Origin of the sequence: Bacillus sp. FSL K6-0138, from assembly GCF_037982765.1 — a bacterium.
Classification (GTDB): domain Bacteria; phylum Bacillota; class Bacilli; order Bacillales; family Bacillaceae; genus Bacillus; species Bacillus glycinifermentans.
Genome location: NZ_CP150286.1, coordinates 2762127 through 2780642, shown reverse-complemented (window position 1 = coordinate 2780642; position 18516 = coordinate 2762127). Strand labels below are relative to the sequence as shown.

At 48.9% G+C, this 18516-nt stretch carries 16 protein-coding genes; all 16 read left to right on the top strand.

The features are described 5' to 3' along the window. The first annotated feature begins 210 nt into the window (after positions 1-210). The 16 genes from MHB78_RS14835 to MHB78_RS14760 all read left to right on the top strand — a co-directional run bounded on the left by MHB78_RS14835 (position 211) and on the right by MHB78_RS14760 (position 18502). Positions 211-2178 (top strand): glycoside hydrolase family 9 protein, encoded by a 1968-nt coding sequence (locus MHB78_RS14835; protein ID WP_046128928.1) that lies wholly within the window; start codon positions 211-213, stop codon positions 2176-2178. Positions 2179-2238: 60 nt separating this feature from the next. After that, positions 2239-4353 carry a glycoside hydrolase family 48 protein gene (locus tag MHB78_RS14830; RefSeq protein WP_046128927.1) on the top strand — a complete coding sequence of 705 codons (2115 nt, stop codon included), beginning with the start codon at positions 2239-2241 and terminating at the stop codon, positions 4351-4353. A gap of 112 nt (positions 4354-4465) precedes the next feature. Continuing rightward, positions 4466-6121 carry a cellulase family glycosylhydrolase gene (locus tag MHB78_RS14825; RefSeq protein WP_046128926.1) on the top strand — a complete coding sequence of 552 codons (1656 nt, stop codon included), beginning with the start codon at positions 4466-4468 and terminating at the stop codon, positions 6119-6121. 79 nt (positions 6122-6200) lie between these two features. Beyond that, positions 6201-7376: a cellulase family glycosylhydrolase gene (locus tag MHB78_RS14820; protein WP_046128925.1), complete on the top strand. Its 1176-nt coding sequence runs from the start codon at positions 6201-6203 to the stop codon at positions 7374-7376. 195 nt (positions 7377-7571) lie between these two features. Further along, complete coding sequence (gene rimP / locus MHB78_RS14815; RefSeq protein WP_046128924.1) at positions 7572-8045, top strand: ribosome maturation factor RimP; 474 nt, start codon at positions 7572-7574, stop codon at positions 8043-8045. A 31-nt stretch (positions 8046-8076) separates the two neighbouring features. Beyond that, positions 8077-9192 (top strand): transcription termination factor NusA, encoded by a 1116-nt coding sequence (gene nusA, locus MHB78_RS14810; protein WP_046128923.1) that lies wholly within the window; start codon positions 8077-8079, stop codon positions 9190-9192. 13 nt (positions 9193-9205) lie between these two features. Continuing rightward, positions 9206-9481 carry a YlxR family protein gene (locus MHB78_RS14805; RefSeq protein WP_082094016.1) on the top strand — a complete coding sequence of 92 codons (276 nt, stop codon included), beginning with the start codon at positions 9206-9208 and terminating at the stop codon, positions 9479-9481. After that, positions 9482-9784 carry a YlxQ family RNA-binding protein gene (locus MHB78_RS14800; protein ID WP_046128922.1) on the top strand — a complete coding sequence of 101 codons (303 nt, stop codon included), beginning with the start codon at positions 9482-9484 and terminating at the stop codon, positions 9782-9784. 19 nt (positions 9785-9803) lie between these two features. Beyond that, a complete protein-coding gene (gene infB / locus MHB78_RS14795; RefSeq protein ID WP_046128921.1) occupies positions 9804-11972 on the top strand; it encodes a translation initiation factor IF-2 in 2169 nt (722 codons plus the stop codon). Continuing rightward, positions 11969-12247: a DUF503 domain-containing protein gene (locus MHB78_RS14790; RefSeq protein WP_046128920.1), complete on the top strand. Its 279-nt coding sequence runs from the start codon at positions 11969-11971 to the stop codon at positions 12245-12247. Before infB ends, MHB78_RS14790 begins: the two co-directional genes overlap by 4 nt. Positions 12248-12265: 18 nt before the next feature. Next, a complete protein-coding gene (gene rbfA, locus MHB78_RS14785) occupies positions 12266-12616 on the top strand; it encodes a 30S ribosome-binding factor RbfA (protein ID WP_046128919.1) in 351 nt (116 codons plus the stop codon). Between the two features lie 77 nt (positions 12617-12693). Continuing rightward, the gene (gene truB / locus MHB78_RS14780) at positions 12694-13623 is read left to right on the top strand and encodes a tRNA pseudouridine(55) synthase TruB (RefSeq protein WP_046128918.1); all 930 of its coding nucleotides are present in this window, start codon (positions 12694-12696) and stop codon (positions 13621-13623) included. A gap of 16 nt (positions 13624-13639) precedes the next feature. Continuing rightward, entirely contained in the window at positions 13640-14599 is a 960-nt protein-coding gene (gene ribF / locus MHB78_RS14775; RefSeq protein ID WP_046128917.1) for a bifunctional riboflavin kinase/FAD synthetase, read from the top strand. Between the two features lie 198 nt (positions 14600-14797). Next, positions 14798-15067 (top strand): 30S ribosomal protein S15, encoded by a 270-nt coding sequence (rpsO, locus tag MHB78_RS14770; RefSeq protein WP_006638123.1) that lies wholly within the window; start codon positions 14798-14800, stop codon positions 15065-15067. A 199-nt stretch (positions 15068-15266) separates the two neighbouring features. Beyond that, entirely contained in the window at positions 15267-17384 is a 2118-nt protein-coding gene (pnp, locus tag MHB78_RS14765) for a polyribonucleotide nucleotidyltransferase (protein WP_046128916.1), read from the top strand. A 155-nt stretch (positions 17385-17539) separates the two neighbouring features. Further along, positions 17540-18502: a polysaccharide deacetylase family protein gene (locus tag MHB78_RS14760; RefSeq protein ID WP_046128915.1), complete on the top strand. Its 963-nt coding sequence runs from the start codon at positions 17540-17542 to the stop codon at positions 18500-18502. The last annotated feature ends 14 nt before the right edge of the window (positions 18503-18516 follow it).

Here is an 18516-nt window from a genome sequence, read left to right as displayed (position 1 = left end):
CTATCAATCTCTTTAGTTTGTTTCTCGTTTAAACAAACTAAGTTTTTATACAGTACACCATTTCCCCATGTTAACCGCCCCCTCAAAAAAGGTTGCATTCAGAATCTCTCTGTTATTGGCAGACACTATGAGCTTTAACTGAAAGGAGGTGAGGAGGATGTAGCAAACTTTTAGTTTTATCGGTAAACAGAGGTGAGGGGGATGAATCATGTGAAACGGACCGTTTTTTCAAAAATGAAAGCGCTTTTCTCGCTTGCTGTACTTTTGGCCGCCGCGGTTATGATGCCGTTTTCTGAAAGGGACAGTACGGCATATGCGGCGGACAATCAGCAAAATTACGCTGAGCTCCTGCAAAAGTCGATCTTGTTTTATGAAGCGCAGCGCTCAGGCAAACTCCCCGACAACAGCCGGCTGAATTGGAGAGGCGATTCAGGGCTTGATGACGGAAAGGACGCCGGCCGCGATTTAACCGGCGGATGGTATGATGCCGGAGATCATGTGAAGTTCGGGCTGCCGATGGCGTATTCTGCCGCCGTTTTAGCCTGGTCGGTTTATGAATACCGCGATGCGTATATAGCAGCCGGACAGCTCGGGGCGATTTTGGACAATTTAAAATGGGCGACGGATTATTTTATTAAAGCGCATACAGCTCCTAACGAATATTGGGGGCAGGTCGGCAATGGAGCCGCTGACCACGGCTGGTGGGGGCCGGCTGAAGTCATGCCGATGAAGCGTCCCGCCTACAAGATTGATGCCGGCTGCCCCGGTTCGGATTTAGCAGGCGGTACCGCTGCTGCCCTCGCTGCAGCTTCAATCGTCTTTCAGCCGACAGATTCCTCATATGCCGCGACACTTATAACGCACGCGAAGCAGCTGTATGATTTCGCTGACCGATACCGCGGCAAATATTCCGACTGTATCACAGATGCCCGGCAATATTACAATTCGTGGAGCGGGTATAAGGACGAATTGACATGGGGAGCCGTATGGCTGTATCTGGCAACCGATGAAGAGCGATATCTGGACAAAGCGCTCTCTTCGGTCAACGACTGGGGAGATCCGGCAAGCTGGCCTTACCGCTGGACCATTTCGTGGGATGACGTCACATACGGGGCACAGCTCCTGTTGGCACGTCTGACGAACGATTCCCGCTTTACCGCGAGTGTCGAGCGCAACCTTGATTACTGGTCAACCGGCTACAAGCATGACGGAAGCACGGAAAGAATCACATATACGCCGGGAGGGCTGGCGTGGCTTGAACAGTGGGGCTCGCTCCGTTATGCATCAAATGCCGCGTTTCTCGCGTTTGTTTATTCAGATTGGGTAAAAGACGAGGCTAAAGCGAAAAGGTATCGCGATTTTGCCGAACAGCAAATCAACTATATGCTTGGAGACAATCCGGGGAAGCGCAGCTTCGTTGTCGGCTATGGAACAAATCCGCCGAAACATCCGCATCACCGGACTGCACACGGGTCATGGGCCGACAATATGAACGTGCCTGAAAACCACCGGCATACGCTTTACGGAGCACTGGTCGGCGGACCGGGAAGAGACGATTCATACCGGGATGAGACATCAGACTATGTATCAAACGAGGTAGCGATTGACTACAATGCCGCTTTTACGGGGAATATTGCGAAAATGTATGAACTGCATGGAGTGGGACAATTGCCGCTGCCCGGCTTCCCTGAAAACGAAACGCCGGATGACGAGTTTTTTGCAGAAGCGTCCGTCAACAGCTCAGGAATCAATTTCACCGAAATACGGGTGCAGCTCAACAACCGGTCGGGATGGCCGGCAAGAAAATCCGATCAACTGTCTTTCCGCTATTACATTGACCTTACTGAAGCGGCGGGTGCCGGATATTCAGCCGACGACATCAAAGTCGCACTCGGAGGATATCACGAGGGGGCAACCGTGTCTCAGCTGAAGCCTTATGATGCAAAGAATCACGTTTACTACACGGAAGTCAGCTTCAGCGGTGTGCCGATTTATCCGGGCGGACAATCGGCTCACAAAAAGGAAGCGCAATTTCGCATTTCGGCACCGTCGGGAACGGCCTTTTGGAATCCGAATAACGATTACTCCTACCAAGGACTGTCATATATGCTTGCGAAAACCCGGTATATCCCTGTTTATGATGGAGGACGGCTCGTATTCGGAAACGAGCCGAAGTAAAAAGCCGGGATGGAAACCCGGCGTGCAAAACATGGAGAAGCTTTAAAAGGAGGACACACCATGGACAACAAAACCCGTTTTATGCAATTGTATGAGCAGATTAAAAATCCGAATAACGGTTATTTTTCCCCGGAGGGCATTCCGTACCACTCCATTGAAACACTCATCTGTGAAGCTCCGGACTACGGCCATATGACGACATCTGAAGCATACAGCTATTGGCTGTGGCTCGAAGCGATGTACGGGCGTTACACGCAAGACTGGGCTAAGCTTGAAGCCGCTTGGGACAACATGGAGAAATATATCATCCCCGTCAATGAAGGAGACGGAAAAGAAGAACAGCCGACGATGCGCTACTACAACCCTTCAAGCCCTGCCACATACGCCGCTGAACATCCCTTTCCTGACCGCTACCCGTCGCCTCTTACCGGACAGTATCCCGCAGGAAACGACCCGCTTGACGCCGAGCTGAAAGCCACATACGGAAGCAATGAAACGTATTTGATGCACTGGCTGCTGGACGTTGACAACTGGTATGGATTCGGCAATCTTCTGAACCCTTCCCATACTGCTGCCTACGTCAACACTTATCAGCGCGGAGAACAGGAATCAGTCTGGGAAACGATTCCGCATCCGTCCCAGGATGATCAGACCTTTGGAAAAGCAAATGAAGGGTTTATGAGCCTGTTCACAAAAGAAAATCAGGCGCCTGCTCCGCAATGGCGCTACACGAACGCGACGGATGCCGATGCCCGCGCCATTCAGGCGATGTACTGGGCAAAGCAGTGGGGCTACAACAATTCAACGTATTTGAACAAAGCCAAAAAGATGGGGGACTTTCTCCGCTACGGCATGTATGATAAATATTTCCAAAGGATTGGGAGCGCTTCTGGAGGATCGCCGCAAAGGGGATCGGGCAAAGACGCCTGCCATTATTTAATGGCATGGTACACCGCATGGGGAGGCGGGCTCGGACAGTATGCGAACTGGGCTTGGCGGATCGGCGCAAGCCATGTGCATCAAGGCTATCAAAATCCGGTTGCCTCATATGCGCTGTCTACGTCTGAAGGTGGCCTGATTCCAAATTCGCCTTCGGCGCGCGCCGACTGGGAAACCGCGCTGAAACGGCAGCTTGAACTGTATACGTGGCTGCTTTCTTCAGAAGGTGCGATCGCCGGCGGCGCTACAAACAGCTGGAACGGCAACTACAGCCGGTATCCGGAGGATGTCAGCACGTTTTATGGCATGGCGTACACAGAAGCGCCGGTTTACCATGATCCGCCTTCAAACAATTGGTTCGGCATGCAAGCCTGGCCGATGGAAAGGGTCGCTGAACTGTATTATATTTTGGCTGCAAAAGGCGACACATCTTCCGAGAATTTTAAAATGGCAAAGACCGTCATTGAAAAATGGACCGCTTATTCGATGGACTATGTTTTTGTTAACGAACGTCCGCTGTCAGACGATGAGGGCTATTATTTGAATGAAGCGGGAGAAAGAATTTACGGCGGCAACAACCCGAATGTTGCCACAGAGCCTGATCCGGGCGAATTTTGGATTCCGTCCAATCTAGAATGGAGCGGTCAGCCCGACACGTGGAAAGGTTTCGCTTCCTTTACGGGCAACCCGGGGCTGCACGTTACGACAAAGAGCCCGTCACAGGATGTCGGTGTTCTCGGAAGCTATATTAAAACGCTTGTTTTCTTTGCGGCTGGAACAAAAGCCGAAACAGGAAGCTTCACCGCTCTCGGAAACCGCGCCAAAAACCTCGCGAAAGGCCTGCTCGATTCGGCGTGGAATAAAAATGACGGGATCGGTATTGCGGCAGAGGAAGAGCATGCCGATTACGTCCGCTACTTTACGGAGGAAATCTACTTCCCGAACGGCTGGAGCGGAAGGAACGGCCAGGGAAACACCATCCCCGGACCGAATACCGTGCCGTCCGACCCTGCTAAAGGAGGAAACGGCGTCTATATCAGCCATACGGATCTCCGTCCAAAGATCAAAAACGATCCGAAATGGACTTATTTGGAAAACAAATACCGAACATCGTGGAACCCGGATACCGGCAAATGGGAAAATGGTCTGCCGACATTCATTTACCACCGTTTTTGGTCCCAAGTCGACATCGCGACAGCGTATGCCGAGTATGACCGCTTAATCGGAGATGCGTAGAGAACTCAGCATATTTTTGAAAACGCTTTAAATAGAGGCGGTGCTGACCTTAAGCGAACGGCGCCGCCGCTTTACTCTACAAATAAAGATGCGAAATAAGGAGGATAAAAGATTGAGAGATAAGTGCATAAAATCGATCATCGTCTTATTTTTGTTCATGGGAACGGCTGCTCTTGGCGCGATTCCGGCCTCGGGAACAGAAAGGGAAACAAAAGCGACAGTTGAGAATAAACCGTTAGACCTTTTGGAAAAGATGAGCCCCGGCTGGAATCTCGGCAACACGCTTGATGCCGTCCCCACCGAAGGCTCATGGAACAACCCGCCTGTTCAGGAGCACACATTTGACGATATTCGCGAGGCAGGGTTTAAAAGCGTCAGAATTCCCGTGACCTGGGATTCGCATATCGGCGGCGCTCCGGATTACAAGATTGCCCCGGAGTGGATGAATCGGGTGGAACAAGTCACAGACTGGGCGTTAAAAAGAGACTTCTATGTCGTATTAAATGTCCATCACGATTCATGGCTGTGGATCAACCGCATGGGAAGCAGCCAGCAGGAAACGCTGGAAAAACTGGGTAAAGTATGGACACAGATCGCAGACCGCTTCAAAAACAAAAGCGACCGTCTGCTCTTTGAAATCGTCAATGAACCGACGGGAATGAGCGCCTATCAATTGAATCTCCTCAACCGTGAGATGTTGAGGATGATCCGCGCTACAGGCGGGCAAAATGCCGAGCGTCTCGTTATCGTCGGCGGGCTGGAAGACAACAAGGATGAGCTGCTCAATACATTTGAACCGCCTGATGATGACAGAATCGTGCTGACCTTCCACTACTATTCCCCATGGGACTATGTCTCCAACTGGTGGGGCCGGACGACTTGGGGAACGTCCAAAGATATCGAAGACATGGAGCGGGATATTAAACCGGTTTATGAAACATTCGTTGCGAAAGGTTATCCGGTCATTATCGGCGAGTACGGGACGCTGGGCGCCAATGAGAAGTATTCCAAGCGTCTTTACCACGATGCGCTTGTCGGACTGGCTCACAAATATCAAATGGTCACCATGTGGTGGGATAATGGGAATGACCAGTTCGACCGGACAACAAGAACCTGGCGCGATCCGGTTGTAAAAGACATCGTCATTCAAGCGGGGCGGGGCATCTCTAATGCCATCGTCAATCCGGGAGACCTTTATATCAGAAAAGGGCAGTCCATCACCGATCAGACGATGGAAATCCGCCTGAGCGGAAACAAGTTTGCGGGAATCCGGCACCGATCGGAACAATTGCAAAACGGAACTGATTATACGGTCTCCGGACAGTCGGTGACGATCAAAGCATCATATTTGGCAAAGCTCATTGACGGATCGCCGGCATTCGGAACGAAGGCAGAGCTTACCTTTGCGTTTGACAAAGGAGCGAGCCAGGTGGCCGACGTGATTCTGTATGGCGCGCCGAAGCTTGAGAAAGATGAGTTTACGATCAGCAGGTCGAATATCAAGGGAGATTTGGAAATCCCCGCTTCTTTAAACGGGACGAAGCTCGCCACCGTTAAAGGTGTCGTGGACTCGACCGGCAGGCCGGTTCTTGAAGACGTATGGTCATGGACGCCATACTTGAACTATGACGAAGATTTTTATGAAAAAGCCGGGAAGCTGTATCTCAGAGAGCGCGTTTTACACTTCTTGAAGAGCGATTCGACCTTTACATTTGAAATGTGGCCGAAGGGTGTCGAAGTAGCCGTGAAAGTGAAAGTCACGCCTTAAAGAAACGGGCGATTAAAAAGACAGGGAGCGGCGGCGAAAATCAGATGCCGCCGTCACCTCAGTGAAAGCGGGGAGAACCATGAAAGCGCGAAAAATGTTGCTGCACTTGCTGATGGTGCTGTTAGCGGCATGTTCGGCCATGCTGCCCGGCGATAACCGGGCATTTGCCGCATCTCCTTTTGTGGAGACATCGGGAACAATTTTTAAATTGAACGGAAAAGATTTTTATTTTGCAGGAACCAATAACTATTATTTTCACTACAAATCTAAAAAAATGGTCGATGATGTATTTGAAGATATGAAAGCGATGAATCTGAAAGTGATCCGGATTTGGGGCTTTCTTGACGGCACGCCGCAAGAAAACTCCGTCATGCAGCCAAGGCCCGGGGTATTCGATGAATCAGGCTTTTCAAAGCTTGATTACGCCATTTACAAAGCGGGCCAGACCGGGATAAAACTGGTCATTCCCTTTGTGAACAACTGGGACGATTTCGGCGGGATGAATCAATACGTCAGATGGTTTCAGGCTTCCGGACATGATGCGTTTTATACCCATCCCGGCATTAAACAGGCTTATAAAGATTATGTCGCTTATATGCTGAACCGGGTAAACACTTATACGGGCGTAAAGTATAAGGACGATCCCGCCATTATGACATGGGAACTGGCAAACGAGCCAAGGGTTCAGTCGGATAATAGCGGCGACACGCTCATTGAATGGGCTGATGAAATGAGCGCATTTATTAAATCAATCGATCAAAACCATCTTGTCGCGGCAGGAGATGAAGGGTTTTATCGGATTGAAGGCCATCCGGACTGGACATACGGAGGCGGAGAAGGCGTTGACTGGAAGCGGCTGACCGCCTTGCCCGGCATTGATTACGGAACCTTCCACCTGTATCCCGACCATTGGGGCAAAACCGCGGAATGGGGAAACCGGTGGATTTTGGATCATATTCGTGACGGAAACGAAATCGGCAAGCCCGTCGTTCTGGAGGAATACGGCTACCTGGACAAAGCGAGGCGGGATGCCGTCTACAGCACCTGGCTTGATATCATCGAGTCACAGGGCGGCGCCGGAAGCCAATTTTGGATTTTAACCGGCATTCAGGACGACGGCACCCTTTATCCGGATTATGACGGCTTCCGGATTATTCATCCGAGTACGTCTGCTTCCGTCATTTCAGAACATGCGGAGCGAATGAACGAAAAGTCGTTCAAAATAAAGGAGAAAACCGCAACCGATTTGCAATAAAAATATGGTTATGGTATAGTTTTATTGGAAATGCTAACGATAGCCGAGGCGAAGAGTGGGGAAACCCGCTCTTTTGTATTGAACAGGCAATTTTGTCTCGACATGTTCATCGTCTTTTCTTTAGCCCCTGCTTCTTAAAAAGCGGGGTTTTTACGAGAGAGCTGATGAATGGGAGCCTGCACAAGGAGGAAAAGTATGAGTAGCAAAGTGGTCGAAACAGCAAGCGAAATGGTTCAGCCCATATTAGACAATCTTCAGCTTGAACTCGTTGACATCGAATTTGTCAAGGAAGGGCAAAACTGGTTCCTTCGCGTGTTTATTGATTCTGATGACGGCGTCGACATCGAAGAATGTGCAAAGGTTAGCGAAGCGCTGAGTGAAAAGCTTGACGAGGCTGATCCGATTCAGCAGAACTACTTTCTTGAAGTATCATCTCCCGGAGCGGAACGGCCTTTAAAGAAAGAAGCCGATTTCACGAAAGCGCTCGGAAAAAACGTATACATTAAGACGTACGAACCTATTGAAGGCAATAAAGAATTCGAAGGCGAGCTTTCTGCATTTGACGGTGAAACCGTAGAAATTACAGTCACGATCAAAACACGGCAGAAAAAAATCCAGATACCGTACGAAAAAATAGCAAAAGCAAGGCTGGCTGTTTCGTTCAATTAATTTTTGACTGTTTAAGGGGGAAACCATAAACATGAGTAGTGAGTTGTTAGATGCCCTGACTGTTCTTGAGAAAGAAAAGGGAATCAGTAAGGAAATTATTATTGATGCAATTGAGGCTGCGCTCATTTCCGCATACAAGCGGAACTTTAACCAGGCGCAGAATGTCAGGGTCGATTTAAACCGCGACACCGGCACAATCCGCGTTTTCGCACGCAAGGACGTCGTGGACGAAGTCTATGATCCGCGCCTTGAAATCTCGATTGAAAACGCCAGAAACATCAACCCGAACTATATTGTCGGGGACGTCGTGGAAATAGAAGTTACCCCGAAAGATTTCGGCCGCATCGCCGCCCAGACGGCGAAGCAGGTGGTTACCCAGCGCGTCCGCGAAGCCGAGCGGGGCGTCATCTATTCAGAATTTATCGACCGTGAAGAAGATATCATGACAGGCATCGTCCAGCGGATCGACAATAAGTTCATCTACGTTTCTCTGGGCAAAATCGAGGCGCTATTGCCCGTCTCTGAACAAATGCCGAACGAGGTCTACAAGCCTCACGACCGGATCAAAGTGTACATCACAAAGGTCGAGAAAACGACGAAGGGTCCGCAGATTTATGTTTCAAGAACTCATCCCGGATTATTAAAGCGCCTCTTCGAAATCGAAGTTCCTGAAATCTACGATGGAACCGTCGAGCTTAAGTCTGTGGCGAGAGAAGCAGGAGACCGCTCGAAAATCTCCGTCCGGACGGACGATCCAGACATCGATCCGGTCGGCGCCTGCGTCGGCCCTAAAGGACAGCGCGTGCAAGCGATCGTCAATGAACTGAAAGGCGAGAAAATCGACATTGTCCACTGGTCAAGCGATCCCGTCGAATTTGTCGCAAATGCGCTGAGCCCTTCCAAAGTCCTTGATGTCATCGTCAATGAGGAAGACAAGGCGACAACCGTCATCGTCCCTGATTACCAGCTTTCGCTCGCCATCGGCAAAAGGGGCCAAAACGCCCGGCTGGCCGCAAAGCTGACAAGCTGGAAAATCGATATTAAAAGCGAAACTGATGCAAGGGAACTTGGGATTTATCCAAGGGAGCTTGAAGAAGAGTCTGAAGAGCTCTTTTTAGAGAGCGAAACTCCAGAAACGGATGAATAAGAGGTGACCTTTGGTGAAAAGCCGAAAGAAGATCCCGCTTCGAAAATGCGTCGTAACAGGGGAAATGAAGCCTAAAAAGGAGCTCATCCGCGTCGTCCGCTCCAAAGAAGGGGAAGTTTCAGTAGACCCGACTGGCAAAAAGAACGGCCGGGGAGCTTACCTTACGCTTGATAAAGACGTAATCTTAACCGCAAAAAAGAAAAACAGCTTAGCAAATCAGCTTCAGGCACAAATTGATGATCAGATTTTTGATGAATTGCTGGAACTGGCGGAAAAGGAGACCAGATAGATGTCGGAATCAGAGTGGTTTTCCTTGCTGGGCCTGGCGAATCGAGCTCGAAAGGTCGTGTCCGGAGAAGACCTGGTTGTGAAGGAAATCAGGCATTTGCGCGCAAAGCTTGTTTTGCTTGCAGAAGACGCATCAGCCAACACGGAGAAAAAGGTAACCGACAAATGCAAGTACTACGGCGTGCCGTGTAAAAAAGTCGGAGACCGTACGATTCTCGGCCGTGCAATCGGCAAAGAATCCCGTGTGGCAGTGGCCGTCACTGATCAAGGCTTTGCGCAAACGTTGCTCCGAAAGCTCGATTAATTTTTTTGGGGGTGAACGAATGGCTAAAATGAGAGTTTATGAATATGCAAAAGCCATAAATGTTTCAAGTAAGGATGTCATCGCGTCATTGAAAGATATGAATATCGAAGTCAATAACCATATGGCAATGATTGAAGAAAGTGCAATCAAACAGCTTGATAAAAAATTCAAAAAAGGCGCCGGACAGCCTGCGGGAAACAAGCAGGCCGAAAACAAAAAAAGCGCCGATCGAAGCGGCCAAAAACCTCAGCAAGAAGCCGCAAAACAGAATGCCGGAACTAAGCCAAAGAAAAATCGAGACGGAAAGAAGAATAACGTGCAAAATACTCAATTTAACAACAAAAACAAGAAGAAAAACAACAACAACAAAAAAAACAAGCGCAATAGAAACCATCATTCTCCGCAGGAGAAGCAGGTTAAACCGAAAAAGGAACTGCCTGAAAAAATCTCGTTTACAAATTCAATGACGGTCGGCCAGCTGGCCGAAGAACTCGGCAAAGAGCCGTCAGAAATCATTAAAAAACTGATGCTGCTCGGAACTATGGCGACGATCAACCAGGATCTCGACAAAGATACGGTTGAACTGATCGCTTCCGAATACGGCGTTGAAGTCGAAGAAGTGATCGTCCACGAAGAAACCGAATTTGAAAAGTACGAGGAGCCTGATCGCGAAGAAGATCTTGAAATCCGTCCGCCTGTCGTGACGATCATGGGTCACGTTGACCACGGAAAAACGACGCTTCTTGACAGCATCCGCAAAACGAAGGTTGTCGAAGGAGAAGCAGGGGGTATCACGCAGCATATCGGCGCTTATCAAATCGAAGAAAACGGCAAAAAAATCACGTTCCTCGATACGCCGGGACACGCCGCATTCACGACAATGCGCGCCCGCGGAGCGGAAGTAACCGATATTACGATTCTCGTCGTCGCGGCTGATGACGGGGTTATGCCTCAGACGGTCGAAGCGATCAACCACGCAAAAGCCGCAGAGGTGCCGATTATCGTCGCCGTTAATAAAATCGATAAACCGACGGCAAACCCGGACCGCGTCATGCAAGAGCTGACAGAGCACGGCCTCGTTCCGGAAGCATGGGGAGGAGACACGATTTTCGTTCCGCTTTCCGCTCTTTCAGGCGAAGGAATCGACGAGCTGATTGAAATGATTCTGCTTGTCAGCGAAGTAGAGGAGCTTAAAGCGAATCCAAACCGCAGGGCGAAAGGTACGGTCATCGAAGCCGAACTTGATAAAGGAAAAGGCTCTGTGGCAACATTGCTCGTCCAAAACGGAACGCTTCGCGTCGGAGATCCGATCGTTGTCGGAAACACGTTCGGCCGCGTGCGTGCGATGGTCAACGATGTCGGCAGACGCGTCAAAGCGGCCGGCCCGTCAACTCCTGTTGAAATCACAGGTCTTAACGAAGTTCCGAACGCCGGGGATCAGTTCCTTGTCTTCAAAGACGAAAAAACGGCCCGCTCGGTCGGTGAAGCGCGCGCTTCCAAACAGCTTGAAGAACAGCGCAGCGATAAAGCGAAGCTCAGCCTTGACGACTTATTTGAACAGATCAAACAAGGAGACGTCAAAGATATCAATCTTGTCGTAAAAGCCGATGTTCAAGGCTCTGTTGAAGCGCTGGCGGCAGCTCTTCAAAAAATCGAAGTGGAAGGCGTCAGGGTAAAAATCATTCATACAGGCGTCGGCGCGATTACCGAATCAGATATCATTTTGGCTTCCGCGTCAAATGCGATCGTTATCGGGTTTAATGTAAGACCTGACGGTAATGCTAAGAGTACCGCCGAAGCCGAAAATGTGGATATCCGCCTTCACCGCATCATCTATAAAGTCATCGACGAAATTGAAGCAGCGATGAAAGGCATGCTTGATCCGGAGTACGAAGAAAAAGTGATCGGCATGGTCGAAGTCCGTCAAACATTCAAAGTCTCCAAAATCGGCACGATTGCCGGAGGCTATGTGACGGAAGGTACGATCACGCGCGACAGCGGAATCCGCTTAATTCGCGACGGCGTCGTCATCTTCGAAGGCGAAGTCGATGTTCTCAAACGCTTTAAAGATGACGTAAAAGAGGTTTCACAAGGATATGAATGTGGTATCACCATTAAGAATTACAATGACATCCGCGAAGGCGATATGATCGAAGCGTATGTCATGCAAGAAATTGAAAGAAAGTGATCGGTTTCGCCGAATGCGAATGCATCATCTATGATGCATCCTCACTCAAGGAAAAACGGGCGGTTCTGAAGCGGATCATCACAAGGATCCGCGGCAGGTTCAACGTGTCTGTCTCAGAGATTGCCTACCAGGATTCGTGGCAGCGCACATGCATTGGAATCGCCGCCGTTTCTTCCTCTCGCGTTCAAACGGAAAAAGAGCTTCAGCGGGTTCTAAGCTTTATTGACTCTTTTCCGGAAATCGAACGGACGATCACGAGAACAGAGTGGTTTTAACGTAGAGGTGGTATGGACATGAGTATGAGAGCTACCCGTGTGGGTGAACAGATGAAAAAAGAACTTGGCGACATTATCGGAAGAAAGCTGAAAGACCCGAGAATCGGGTTCTTAACGGTTACCGATGTCAGCGTCTCCGGCGACTTGCAAATCGCCAAGGTGTACATTTCCGTTCTTGGCGATGAAAAGAAAAGAGAAGAGACGCTAAAAGGCCTTGCAAAAGCGAAGGGCTTTATCCGGTCCGAATTGGGGAATCGGATCAGGCTCCGCAAAACACCTGAAATCCAGTTTGAATTCGATGAATCAATCGATTACGGAAACCGCATCGAAACATTGATCCATGAACTGCATTCAGACAAAGAAGAATAAACAGCTGAAAAAGAGGATAGGCGGTTTTTTAACCGCCTGTCCTTTTTAGCTGAAATGAGAAAGGAGCGGATGTTTGCATGTACAACGGAGTCCTGCTTTTACATAAACCGGTCGGGATGACCTCCCATGACTGCGTCATGAAGATCCGCAAAATGCTAAAAACAAAAAAAGTCGGTCATACAGGGACGCTTGATCCCGAGGTGTCAGGCGTTCTCCCAATCTGTATCGGCAGGGCGACCAAAATCGTTGAATACTTGACGGAGAAATCAAAAACGTACGATGCCGAGGTTACGCTTGGCTTTTCAACGACGACAGAGGATCAGACGGGGGAGATCACCGAAAGAAAGCCGGTCGGCACTCCGCCTGATGAAGAAGCGGTGAGGAGCGTCCTTAAAAGCCTTGAAGGCAGAATCGAACAAGTGCCGCCGATGTATTCGGCAGTCAAAGTAGGCGGCAAAAAACTGTATGAATATGCAAGAGCGGGGATCGAGGTTGAAAGGCCGAAGCGCACCGTCACCATTCATCATATCGAACTGACCTCTGGAGTCGCGGGAGAAGAGGATACGGCCCGGTTCAGGTTTACTGTGACATGTTCCAAAGGCACTTATGTCAGGACTCTGGCGGTCACTATCGGCGAAAAGCTCGGGCTTCCGGCCCATATGTCCCATCTGATCAGGACGGCTTCAGGCAATTTTTCGCTTGAGGAGTGCCTGACGTTTGAAGAGATTGAGGATCACATCGCAAACGGCACATTGTCCGGGCAGCTCGTCCCGATCGAGCGTGCGCTTGATCATTTGCCGAAATGGATAATTAGTGATACATTAGCTAAGAAAGTGGAAAATGGCGCAGTGCTTGAAACACCCGCGGGCTTAACACACTTGACCGGCGAAGACCGCCTGGCGGTTTTCACGGAAGACGGCCGTTGTATTGCCGTTTATTTTCCTCATCCTGCAAAGCCGGGACTGTTAAAGCCTGCAAAAGTACTCGTGCAAAAAAGCGAACAATAAGAAAAGGTGACCGTTCTTGAAGACGATACATATTTCTCATCCGCACGACCTGAAGCGTGAGGACTTTCCAAAATCAGTTATGGCACTAGGTTATTTTGACGGTGTTCACCTGGGGCATCAGCAAGTGATTCGGACGGCTGAAACAATCGCAAAGAGAGAAGGAGCGAAAACGTCCGTGATGACGTTTCACCCTCATCCTTCGGCCGTGTTGAAAAAAGGCTCAGAGCCTAAAGACTTAATTACGCCTTTAAGCGAAAAGATCAGTATCATCGAAGGGTTGGGGGCCGATTATTTATATATCGTGGAATTCAGCCCCGAATTTGCTTCCCTTTCGCCTGAAGAATTTATCGAGCAATATATTCTCGGTTTTAATGTATGTCATGTCGTGGCAGGCTTTGATTTTACTTTCGGGAAATTTGGAAAAGGCACGATGGGAAACTTCCAGGAATTTGCCAAAGGCCGCGTGAGAGGTACTTGTGTCGCCAAATATTCCAATCAGGATCAAAAGGTGAGTTCGACACGGATCCGCACCGTCATCGGGGCAGGCGACGTAGAGTATGCCGCTGAATTGCTCGGAAGACCGTACTATGTCAAAGGCATCGTGATTCACGGTGATAAAAGGGGCCGGACGATCGGTTTTCCGACTGCCAATATCGGGCTTTCCGACGCGTACATCGTGCCGCCGATAGGCGTATATGCCGTCAAAGCGGAAATCGGCGGGACGTCGTACAACGGAGTCTGCAATGTCGGATACAAGCCGACGTTTTACGAAAAACGCCCTGACCAGCCTTCGATCGAAGTGAACTTATTTGACTTTAACCGGGAGATATACGGAACTGATATAAAAGTCGAGTGGTACAGACGCTTGAGAAGCGAGAAAAAATTCGGCAGCGTGGACGAACTGGTCGCACAAATTTCGAAAGACAGGGAAGAAGCGATCCGCTTTTTTCAAGAAGCGAAGCTGACCGAAATTTAACAGGTATAAAAACAGCGGACATCCGTCAACAATGATGATGAAAATGAAACATACGGCAAAGTTTCTCATAAATGCCTTGCATCAGGCCGGTCTTTCTAGTATCATATTGTCTGTAGCTTTAAAACCGATCACTTGGCAAATCGATTCACCGGCGTTTGCTAGGTAACCGGGGCTAATAACATTTGGAGGTGAAACAGGATGGCAATTACTCAAGAACGTAAAAACCAACTCATCAATGAGTTCAAAACACACGAATCTGACACGGGATCACCGGAGGTTCAGATCGCTATCCTAACTGATCAAATCAACAACCTGAACGAGCATTTGCGCGTTCATAAGAAAGACCATCACTCACGTCGCGGTCTTCTTAAAATGGTAGGTAAACGTCGTAATCTTCTTACGTATCTTCGTAACAAAGACGTAACTCGTTACCGTGAGTTGATCAACAAACTAGGATTACGTCGATAATCGTAAAAAGCGGGAGGATTCCCGCTTTTTTATCGTATAAAAACGAATATCCGGCAACTCCAAAACACGTGGTTCATATATATGATCTTAATTAACTGATTCGATCTCTACATAGCACTTTGCCATTGATATGTTCAATTCATTTCGTTCATAATAGGAGTAACGTAAAAACTATCCGAAGAGAGGAGTTCATATAAGAATGGGACAAGAGAAACACGTCTTTTCCATAGATTGGGCCGGCCGAAAACTGACCGTTGAAACCGGCCAGCTTGCAAAACAAGCAAACGGAGCCGTTCTGATCCGTTATGGAGATACTGCGGTTCTAAGCACAGCAACGGCTTCAAAAGAGCCTAAAACCGTAGATTTCTTCCCTTTAACCGTGAATTACGAAGAAAGGCTTTATGCTGTCGGAAAAATTCCGGGCGGTTTTATTAAAAGAGAGGGCAGACCGAGCGAAAAAGCAATCCTGGCCAGCCGATTGATCGACCGTCCGATCCGTCCGCTGTTCGCCGACGGTTTCCGCAACGAAGTTCAAGTCGTCAGCATCGTGATGAGCGTTGATCAGGACTGTTCGTCAGAAATGGCGGCAATGTTCGGTTCATCCCTTGCGCTGTCGATTTCTGATATTCCGTTTGAAGGACCGATCGCCGGTGTTACAGTGGGCCGGGTCGACAACGAATTCATTATCAATCCGACGCTTGAGCAGCTTGAAAAAAGCGACATTCATTTAGTCGTGGCCGGAACGAAGGATGCCATCAACATGGTGGAAGCCGGAGCAGACGAAGTTCCCGAGGAGATCATGCTTGAAGCGATCATGTTCGGTCATGAGGAAATCAAACGCTTAATCGCATTCCAGGAAGAAATCGTCGCCGTCGTCGGAAAAGAAAAATCAGAAGTCACTCTGTATGAGATCGATTCCGATCTGAAAGAAAAAGTGAAAGCCATGGCTGAAAGCGATCTGTTAAAAGCCATCCAGGTTCACGAAAAACACGCGCGCGAAGACGCGATCAACGAAGTAAAAAAAGAAGTTGCAGCAAAATTTGAAGAAGAAGAGCATGATGAAGAAACGCTGAAACAGGTGAACGACATTTTGTCACAGCTTGTGAAAAATGAAGTGCGCCGCCTGATCACGGAAGAAAAGGTTCGTCCGGACGGCCGGGGCGTCGATGAGATCCGCCCGCTTTCCTCAGAGGTCGGACTGCTTCCGAGAACGCACGGTTCCGGCCTGTTCACGCGCGGACAGACGCAGGCGCTCAGCATCTGTACGCTGGGTGCGCTCGGCGATGTTCAAATTTTGGACGGTCTCGGTGTAGAAGAATCAAAACGCTTCATGCACCACTACAACTTCCCGCAGTTCAGCGTCGGGGAAACAGGACCGATGCGCGGACCGGGGCGCCGCGAAATCGGACACGGAGCCCTCGGAGAACGGGCGCTTGAACCGATTGTTCCGTCTGAAAAAGACTTTCCGTACACCATCCGCCTTGTCTCTGAAGTACTTGAATCAAACGGTTCGACTTCCCAGGCCAGCATTTGCGCAAGCACGCTGGCGATGATGGACGCAGGGGTGCCGATCAAAGCGCCGGTTGCCGGAATCGCCATGGGGCTTGTCAAATCCGGCGACAACTACACGGTCTTAACCGATATTCAAGGTATGGAAGATCACCTCGGAGATATGGACTTTAAGGTTGCGGGAACGTCTAAAGGCGTCACAGCCCTGCAAATGGATATTAAAATTGCCGGTCTCTCAAGAGAAATCTTGGATGAAGCGCTTCAGCAGGCGAAAAAAGGCAGAATGGAAATCCTTGATAGCATGCTGAACACATTGGCTGAATCGAGAAAAGAGCTGTCTCCATACGCACCGAAAATCTTGACGATGACGATTAATCCGGATAAGATCCGCGATGTTATCGGACCAAGCGGAAAACAAATCAATAAAATCATTGAAGACACAGGCGTTAAAATCGATATCGAACAAGATGGCACGATCTTTATTTCTTCAACAGATGAAAGCATGAACCAAAAAGCGAAGAAAATCATTGAAGACCTTGTCAGAGAAGTTGAAGTCGGACAGCTTTACCTAGGTAAAGTCAAACGGATTGAAAAATTCGGCGCTTTCGTCGAGCTCTTCAGCGGAAAAGACGGTCTCGTTCATATTTCAGAGCTTGCGCTTGAACGTGTCGGAAAAGTTGAAGACGTCGTGAAAATAGGCGACGAAATCCTTGTCAAAGTAACAGAAATCGATAAGCAGGGACGTGTCAACTTATCAAGAAAAGCAGTACTCCGCGAACAGAAGGAAAAGGAAGAACAAAAGTCTTAAAACGGTGTCCGTCTTGCTTCTGTTAAGCTGAAAAAACGAAAAAGGAAGCCTGGGGGACCCGGCTTCTTTGTTTTAAGCAAAATTGTTTCCAAAAACCGCTCCAGTTCTATCTTGTCCTTTTCCCACATATTTTGTGGGGAAGGGAGGAAATACAATTGAAAAGAAAATTCGTTCCGTTTGCCGTTTTTTTCTTTTTATTGCTTGTATCATATCAGGTCATGAATCATCCGTACTCACTAGATTACATAGATGCAATGACAAAGGACGCGGCTACCGTTGCCGCCCAAAAGGACGAACTGTATCAGGAACTGCTTCAAAAAGCTCCTGAATATGAAGTGAAAGCCCAAAATGCAAAAATCGATAGAATTTGGAAAGCGATGCCCGGCTATAATGGGTTAAAGGTAAATATCGAAAAATCGTACAAAAAGATGAAGCGTTCAGGCACATTCGATGAAAAGCTTCTCGTCTATGACCAGGTCAAACCGGAGGTCCGCCTTGAGTCTTTGAAGCCTGAACCGATCTACCGCGGGCATCCCGACAAACCGATGGTCTCGTTCCTTATCAATGTCGCCTGGGGAAATGAGCACTTAACAAAGATGCTTCCTGTTTTGAAAGAGAACGATGTGAAAGCCACTTTTTTTCTCGAGGGCAGATGGGTGAAAAATCATCCTGAGCTGGCGAAAACCATTGTAAGAGACGGGCACGAAATCGGAAACCATTCATACAATCATCCCGATATGAGCAAACTGACGAGTGAACGCATTTCGGAACAGCTGCGGCTGACGAACCGGCAAATCAAAGAAACGATTGGCGTTGAGCCGAAATGGTTTGCTCCGCCGAGCGGAAGCTTTCGCAAAGAAGTTGTAGATCAGGCCCGCAAGATGGGAATGGGAACGGTGATGTGGACAGTTGATACGATCGATTGGCAGAAGCCGCAGCCGGCCGTCTTGCAGCATCGGGTATTAAGCAAAGTACATAACGGCGCCATGATTTTAATGCATCCGACAGATCCAACCGCCAAAAGCCTCGGAATCTTGATTCAGAAGCTGAAAGAAAAAGGCTATCATATCGGAACTGTCTCACAGCTGCTGAACGAAAAAAGGCTTGCGGTAAAATAGATGCTCAGGGCCCG

What these genes read in the sequence shown, in the direction of transcription:
- infB (WP_046128921.1), top strand. Translation starts at nt 9,804, where the DNA reads ATGGCTAAAATGAGAGTTTATGAATATGCAAAAGCCATAAATGTTTCA.
- MHB78_RS14820 (WP_046128925.1), top strand. Translation starts at nt 6,201, where the DNA reads ATGAAAGCGCGAAAAATGTTGCTGCACTTGCTGATGGTGCTGTTAGCG.
- truB (WP_046128918.1), top strand. Translation starts at nt 12,694, where the DNA reads ATGTACAACGGAGTCCTGCTTTTACATAAACCGGTCGGGATGACCTCC.
- MHB78_RS14800 (WP_046128922.1), top strand. Translation starts at nt 9,482, where the DNA reads ATGTCGGAATCAGAGTGGTTTTCCTTGCTGGGCCTGGCGAATCGAGCT.
- MHB78_RS14830 (WP_046128927.1), top strand. Translation starts at nt 2,239, where the DNA reads ATGGACAACAAAACCCGTTTTATGCAATTGTATGAGCAGATTAAAAAT.
- rimP (WP_046128924.1), top strand. Translation starts at nt 7,572, where the DNA reads ATGAGTAGCAAAGTGGTCGAAACAGCAAGCGAAATGGTTCAGCCCATA.
- rpsO (WP_006638123.1), top strand. Translation starts at nt 14,798, where the DNA reads ATGGCAATTACTCAAGAACGTAAAAACCAACTCATCAATGAGTTCAAA.
- nusA (WP_046128923.1), top strand. Translation starts at nt 8,077, where the DNA reads ATGAGTAGTGAGTTGTTAGATGCCCTGACTGTTCTTGAGAAAGAAAAG.
- pnp (WP_046128916.1), top strand. Translation starts at nt 15,267, where the DNA reads ATGGGACAAGAGAAACACGTCTTTTCCATAGATTGGGCCGGCCGAAAA.
- rbfA (WP_046128919.1), top strand. Translation starts at nt 12,266, where the DNA reads ATGAGTATGAGAGCTACCCGTGTGGGTGAACAGATGAAAAAAGAACTT.